The sequence below is a fragment of the Deltaproteobacteria bacterium genome, assembly GCA_016183175.1.
In the GTDB taxonomy this organism is placed as follows: Bacteria; UBA10199; UBA10199; order UBA10199; family SBBF01; genus JACPFC01.
In genome coordinates this window covers 1-6,717 of the sequence record JACPFC010000132.1, presented here as the reverse complement: position 1 = coordinate 6,717, position 6,717 = coordinate 1, and the positions used below count along the sequence as shown (strand labels likewise).

6 protein-coding genes are annotated in these 6,717 nt (G+C 56.1%); 5 read left to right on the top strand and 1 reads right to left on the bottom strand.

Annotated features, from left to right (window positions below; all coding sequences use genetic code 11):
* From HYU99_11990 to HYU99_11970, 5 genes are all read left to right on the top strand, one after another.
* Positions 1 to 1,574, top strand: a 1,574-nt coding sequence (locus HYU99_11990; GenBank protein ID MBI2341067.1) for an SBBP repeat-containing protein, incomplete at its 5' end; no start/stop codon positions are given.
* 61 nt (positions 1,575 to 1,635) lie between these two features.
* The gene (locus HYU99_11985; GenBank protein MBI2341066.1) at positions 1,636 to 3,198 is read left to right on the top strand and encodes an FAD-binding oxidoreductase; all 1,563 of its coding nucleotides are present in this window, start codon (positions 1,636 to 1,638) and stop codon (positions 3,196 to 3,198) included.
* Between the two features lie 130 nt (positions 3,199 to 3,328).
* Entirely contained in the window at positions 3,329 to 4,150 is an 822-nt protein-coding gene (locus HYU99_11980) for an FAD-binding protein (protein MBI2341065.1), read from the top strand.
* Complete coding sequence (locus HYU99_11975; protein MBI2341064.1) at positions 4,144 to 5,265, top strand: (Fe-S)-binding protein; 1,122 nt, start codon at positions 4,144 to 4,146, stop codon at positions 5,263 to 5,265. The genes HYU99_11980 and HYU99_11975 overlap by 7 nt, the downstream gene beginning before the upstream one ends.
* A gap of 226 nt (positions 5,266 to 5,491) precedes the next feature.
* Positions 5,492 to 6,424, top strand: coding sequence for a diacylglycerol kinase family lipid kinase (locus HYU99_11970; GenBank protein ID MBI2341063.1), 933 nt, complete (start codon positions 5,492 to 5,494; stop codon positions 6,422 to 6,424).
* Position 6,425: 1 nt separating this feature from the next.
* On the opposite strand, the gene HYU99_11965 is transcribed toward HYU99_11970, so the two are convergent.
* Positions 6,426 to 6,717, bottom strand: a 292-nt coding sequence (locus tag HYU99_11965; GenBank protein ID MBI2341062.1) for a hypothetical protein, incomplete at its 5' end; no start/stop codon positions are given.

The window sequence follows — 6,717 nt, the reverse complement described above, 5'->3', positions numbered from 1 at the left end:
TGGATGCGGGCTTCGGCGACGGCGACGGTTTTGTCACCTACAACTCCAACATCACCGATTGGGCGTATGCCGTAGCTGTCGACCCGAGCGACCGGATCGTCGTGGGCGGGGGTTTATCGATGAGCGCTAGCGACATGGACCTGTTCGTCATGCGTTTGAAAAATAATGGCGTCCTCGACGCAACTTTTTCATCCGACGGCCTTATCACCCATTCAGCCACGGCAGGCTGTAACGGGATTGAAAAGGCCTACACGGTGATTGCGAACGGAGGGGAAATCTTTGCGGGAGGGACCGGGCTTAATTGCGGCTCAAAGGGGGACAGCACCCTTCTTAAGATAACCGGCGAGGGGAAGCTGGACACAAATTTCGATGCCGAAGGGGTCGCCTCCACCGAGGGCTACCGCGAGAGTTATCAGGAATATGGCCAAGCGGTGGCGCAGAACACGGCGACCGGAAAAATCTATCTGGCCGGCTACCAGAAGGCCTCCACCGGCTATTCTGATATGGCGATATGGGGCTTTAATGCCGATGGAACACCCGATACCTCGTTTGGCACCGATGGTGTTTTGACAACAACGGCCGATTTTGCCGATAAAAATCGCTGGACGGCGGCTGGTGACGATTTCATTCAAGGCGCCGCTGTGGATTCGCAAGGGAGGATTGTTGCGGCCGGATATTCCACCTGGGCGGCGGGATTCAGCCCCATGCTGGTTGTCTGGCGGTTTAATGCCGACGGGACCCTCGATGCCACCTTCAGCGACGACGGATTTTACTGGGCCTATTCGGCTTCGAATGGCGATCAGAAAGGCCATGCCGTTATCGTTGATTCCTCAAATAATATTGTCGTCGCCGGCGAGCAAAATAATACCATGGCCCTCTGGCTCTTCGATGCCAACGGGAAACTCACCGCCTCCGCTTCTGATTCTGCCAACGAGGGGGTGGGCCATGCCGTGGCCTTCGATTCATCGGGCCGGATCCTCATCGCGGGAAAACGGGAAAACAGCTCCACCGGCGATGATGACATGGCCATCTGGCGTTATAATCCGGATGGAAACCCGGATGCCTCTTTTGGAACCAACGGTGTCTTTATGACGAAGGCGAGCGGAGACGATGTGGGAAATGGCATGGCCCTCGATTCATCCGGAAATATTTTTGTTGTCGGCCAGAGTACGGATGCATCCGGCAACACCCGCGCCACGGTCTGGCTTTATGACGTAACGAAGGGAAGGCTCGATACGAACTTCGACGGGGATGGGGTTTGGGTGGATACCGGCGGCGCCGGAGATAAAAGCGAGGCCTACTCGGCGGCCTACGATGGAGATGGTTTTCTTGTGACGGGGGCCGGCAATGTCACCGAGACCACTCAAGACTTTGCCCTTTGGTATTTTGCATCCACGGGCATCGATAAGACCTTTGGAAATGCCGGCCTCATCTTGAAGAGCGGCAGTACCGGAGGAAAGATGGATGCCGGGTATTCCGTGATGTTCGACTTGGCATCAAAAAAGATTCTGGTCGGCGGTTCCTCGCAGGATGCCGACAATTCCTCTCGCGGGGCCGTGTGGCGGCTCTATTGAGCGTTTGACATTCCTTGATTCCCACCGATAAGATCAAAAACCCTCCACAAAACGGGTGAAAATGATGCAATTCGAACCGCCGAAGTTGAAGAAAAATTTCCTCGATCATCTCACGGCGATTGTCGGCCCCGGGGACTATTCGGCAAAAAACCTCGACCGCTTCAACTACTCCCGCGATTCCAACTTCAAAAGCGTCATCCGCATCCGTCACTCCCAGGTTGAACCGCTCCCCGATGTCATCGTCTGGCCCAAGGATGCCGAACAGCTGAAAAAGCTGGTTCGTCTGGCCATCCGCACCAAAATGCCGATGATTCCGTTTGGCGGCGGCTCGGGGGTTTGCGGGGGAACCATTGCCGAAACCGGGGGCATGATTGTGGACATGAAAAAGATGTATCGTTTGTTGAAGGTCGATTCTGCCAACCTTCTGGCCACGGCCGAAACGGGGATCATGGGATACACGCTGGAAAAGGAACTCCAGCGAAAAGGGTACTCCCTCGGCCATTTTCCCTCTTCCATCCTGTGTGCAAGTCTTGGCGGATATCTGGCGGCGCGCTCGGCCGGGCAGAGCTCCAGCAGGTACGGCAAAATCGAAGACATGGTGCGCGAACTGGAAGTGGTCACGGGGAAGGGGGAAATCATCCAGACGCGCGACGTAGGGAACGGTGACGGCATCGACTTAAACCAGATTTTTGTCGGATCGGAGGGGACGCTCGGCTTTATCACGAAAGCCACCTTGAGAATTTATCCCCTTGCGCCTCATCAGGCCTTTCGCGGCGTCCGGTTCAAGAATATGAAAACCGGCATGGAGGCGGTCCGGCGGATCATGCAGACCGGCTTAAAGCCGGCGGTGGTGCGGCTCTACGACGAAATCGACACCCTCCTCTTCATGGGGTACAAAAAACAGAAAGGGGTTATCGAGGCCCTTTCCGGACTCACGGTGCCGTTCAGGAAATTTCTCATGTCCCCCTCGCTGTGGGGGGCGCTTTCGGCCCCCAAACTGGTTGCCCCGGTCTTGTCCCATCTTCCCACTGGTTGCCTTTTGATTCTTATGCATGAAGGGATCGAGCGGCTGGTCGCCGAAGAGCAAAAAATCGTCATGGAAATCTGCCATGATCTGGGAGGGGCCGATTTGGGGGAGGAACCGGGACGTGTCTGGTTTGAACACCGTTATTCCGTTTCGTACAAGGCATCGCCCCTTTTTCACAGCGGCGCCTTTGTCGATACCATCGAGGTGGCCGCCACCTGGGACAGAATGGAGGCGCTCTACAAGGCGGTGCTGAAGGCGATGTCGCCGCACTGTCTGGTCATGGCGCACCTCTCCCACGCCTACGCCGAGGGGGGTTCTTTTTATTTCACTTTTTTGGCCCCCCTTTCCGGGTTGAAAAAATCGGAGGCGCTCTACGACCTGATCTGGGATGAGGGGATCGAAGCCTGCCAGGAGATCGGCGGAGTGATCAGCCACCATCACGGCGTGGGGCGGCTGAAGGCGAAATACATGGATCGCGAATGGGGCGAAGGGGCGGCGCTCTATCGACGGTTCAAGGATCACTTCGATCCGCACGGGATTATGAATCCGGGGAAGCTGGTTGAATTGAAGAAGAAGCAGAAGGAAAAAGCGGCGTGAAATGAAAGTTCAAATTTCAAAGTTCAAAGGAAAAAACAAAAAAACAATGTCAAATTTCAGATTGGATTTGTCATTTGGATTTTTGGGCGTTCCTTTGACATTTGAACTTTGACCTTTGACATTTGTGCCCATGCTCCATCTCCACAAAATCTCCCAGATCGCCGCGGTGGATCCCGCAATGCGGGTGATCGACTACGAACGGCAGTTAAACAGCGAAGGTTTCACGGGGGGGTATCGCCCGGTGAGCGGTTATCAATCCAGTCTTTCCGCCTGCCTGGCGGAACGGACGGCGAATCTTTTTTCTCTCAAATACGGCGGCATCGAGGATATTTGCGCGGGAGGAACCGTGACAACGCCGCTCGGGACCGCCTTCACCATCAAGGATTACCCGCGTGCCGCAACCGGTCCGGATCTGCGGCGGGTTCTCATCGGGGCGGGGGGGCTCCTCGGCCATTTCAGCTCCGTTTCGCTCAAGGTTTTTCCCCTCCCGGAGGCGCAAAGCTGGGGGTTGGCCTTATTCGACCGCACCGAGGAGGCTTTTGAGGCTTTAAGGCGGATGATCGGGCACTTTGTCCGCCCCCTGTTTGTGCGGATCCTGGAGGAGGAGGAGGGGGGGGGCCTGCTCCGTTCGTTGAATCTGGCCGAGGCCTCCAAGGTGGTGCTCGCGTTCAAACTGGCCGGATTGAAGGGAATGGTGGAGGCCGAACGGGAGGGGGTGGTCAAACTGCATGAAGGGGAGAGTGTCCTCTTCCATTGGCCCGGCCGTCCGGCCGAGGTGGAAGTTCTGGATCAAACGCTCATAACGAAGGAGGCATATCTCGATTTTTGCGAAAGATCGGCCCCCCTGACGGGGCGGAAGCCCTCCGCCGGAGGCGGACCCGTTCCTGGCACCGGCCCCGCCGGCGGCGCCGAAGAAAGTCTGAAGAAATTTTTTAAGGAAAACCCGTGTTAGAGAACTTCTCAAAGTTGATGGACTACTGCACCTTCTGCCCGCGCCTCTGCCAGTCGGCCTGCCCCGTGGCGATGACCGAGGGAAACGAGAGTTTTTCGCCGTGGGGATTGATGCAGACGATGAACCTTATCCGTAAAGGGGAGCTGGAGTTGAACGCGGAGGTGGCCGCCTTGAGCTATAAATGCCTCACCTGCAAGGCGTGCACCACCCAGTGCGAACATGGGAACGTCATCCCTCCCGTTTTGCATGAGGTGCGGAAGGAGGCGGTGGCGCGGGAGCTGGCCCCCCCCGAAATTTCCGGTTTTTTGAACAAGTTTCACAAGCACAACAACCCTTTCGCCAAGGATCTTCTCCACAAATTGAAGGGGTTGCTCCCCGAACACGCCTTCGAAATGAATACCCAGACCGTCTATTACCCCAGTTGCACCACCATCGCCAAGACTCCGGAAGTGGTCGGGGACACCTTCGAGCTTTTCGAAAAACTGGGAATCGATTTTGTGGGGGCCTACCCCGAGGCGATTCAGTGTTGCGGGTACCCGTTGATCGCGGGGGGGATGGAGTACGATTTTGTGGACCTCGCGGAGGTCAACTTTCATACGCTGAAAAAGTACAAGACCATCATCAGCGGCTCCCCCGCCTGCGTTTACACCCTGCGCGAAACCTACAAAAAATACGATTTTCGCATTCCCGGAAAAGTCATCACGATTAACGAGTTTTTGGAGCCGTATCTCCACAACATCAATTACCGCCTCAAAAAAAACATCCGGACAAAACTGATGTATCACGACCCCTGCTACCTTTCCCGCTATCTGGGGGAGGTGGAGCTCCCCCGCGAGATGATCGCGCACGTGAGCGGCTACCAGCCGGTGGAATTTTTCGACAACGGCAAGTGTACCGGCTGTTCGGGACAGGGGGGGTGCTATTCCATCACCTCGAAGGGGGCCTCTAACGAAATCGCCCGCAGGCGGCTGGAAGAGGTGACCGAAAAAAAAGTGCAGATGCTGGTGACGCAGTGCCCTTCGTGCATCCACAAGTTCCGCAAAAATTCACAGCGGCTGGTGGTGAAGGATCTGATCAGTTATCTGAATGACAGCATTGAAGGGGTGAAGGAATGAGCGGGAAGAATCCTTCTGGTTCCACAATTTTTGGAAGCCGGCTATACATTTGACGCCTTGGGTCTCGGGGGATTTCTTTCGATTCCGTCGGAACTCGCGGTCTGTTTGATCGCCACTTGAATTATCGATTCTCGCTTGGTTTGTTCCGGTTCGCGATGGACATTAAGGTGCGCTCAAACAGCCGACGGAATCTCAAGAACCTCCCCCGAGACCCAAGGTGTTGCCTATGAGAACTTTTCGTCCTTTTTTTATTGTCAACCCGGCCGCCGGACGGGGAAGGCTTGGCCGTGACTGGCCGGATATCCAAAACCTCCTCTCCAGGGATTTGGGGCCGGTGGCCCATCATCTCACGCGGACACCGCGCGACGGCGAAGAGGCCGTTCGTTGCGCGTTAAAGGAAGGCTTCGATCTGATCGTGGCCGTGGGGGGGGACGGCACGCTCTCCAACTGCCTCAACGGTTTTATTTGGAACGACAAGGCGGTCAACCCAAAGGCGGCGCTGGGGATCTTGCCGTTTGGCACGGGGAGCGATTTCGCCCGCTATTTTAAAATCCCGCGAGACCCCCGCAATTTCGCGGCCCGTTTGCAAAACCGCAAAACATCGGTTGTCGATATCGGAAAGGCGACTTGCAGAGATTCATCCGGCAAAAAAACGGTCCGCTACTTCGTGAATATCGCCAGCGCCGGCATTGTGGGACGGGTGGACTACTGGTCCAACCATGCGCCGTGGATCTTCGGGTCGAAGGGGGCCTATGTCTACGGTTCCGTGCGCGGCCTTCTGGAATACAGGCCGGCGCCGGTTTTTTATTCTGCTGACGGCGAACGCGAGGAAGTGGAGCCACTCATGATTCTCGTCGCCAACGGTCCCCACTTCGGGTCGGGGATGAGGCCGGCCCCGATGGCGAGGCCGAATGACGGATTATTTGACGTCGTCGCCGTTGAAAAAATGACGTTTCTTCAAACGCTTAATTTTTTTCCGCGGCTCTACACTGGCGGCCATGTCAAACTGCCGCAGGTGAAAAGCCTTAAAACGCGAAAAGTGGCGATGGATCTGAAGAATAAAAAAGATGTCGTTTATGTGGAAACCGACGGCGACACCATCGGCCGTCTCCCCGCCCTGTTCGAAATTATTCCCAAAGCGATCCGGTTCAAGGTGTAAATCAGAAATTCACCCCGGCGATGACGCTCCGGCGGCCGAGTACGCCGGGAAACGCCTCGCAGGCGGTTTGTGAAGTTTCGGCCCCGGCAAAAATTTCCATCCCGTTTTTCAAAGGCGCCGCAAAAATCATCCGCGATTCGTTGGATGACCCATCCGCCGGGTGAGGAAAGGGGTTGCCCCATCTTCGGGTCATACTTTGAAACGTCTCCGACCGGGCGGGGAGGCAGTACGAGGTGGTTCCTGTTTCATAGCTGACGCGCAGTTCCGTGATTTGCCCCCTGCTTAAGGTTGCC

Excerpts from the sequence above, each read along its gene's own strand:
- HYU99_11980 (MBI2341065.1), top strand. The coding sequence starts at position 3,329 with ATGCTCCATCTCCACAAAATCTCCCAGATCGCCGCGGTGGATCCCGCA.
- HYU99_11970 (MBI2341063.1), top strand. The coding sequence starts at position 5,492 with ATGAGAACTTTTCGTCCTTTTTTTATTGTCAACCCGGCCGCCGGACGG.
- HYU99_11985 (MBI2341066.1), top strand. The coding sequence starts at position 1,636 with ATGATGCAATTCGAACCGCCGAAGTTGAAGAAAAATTTCCTCGATCAT.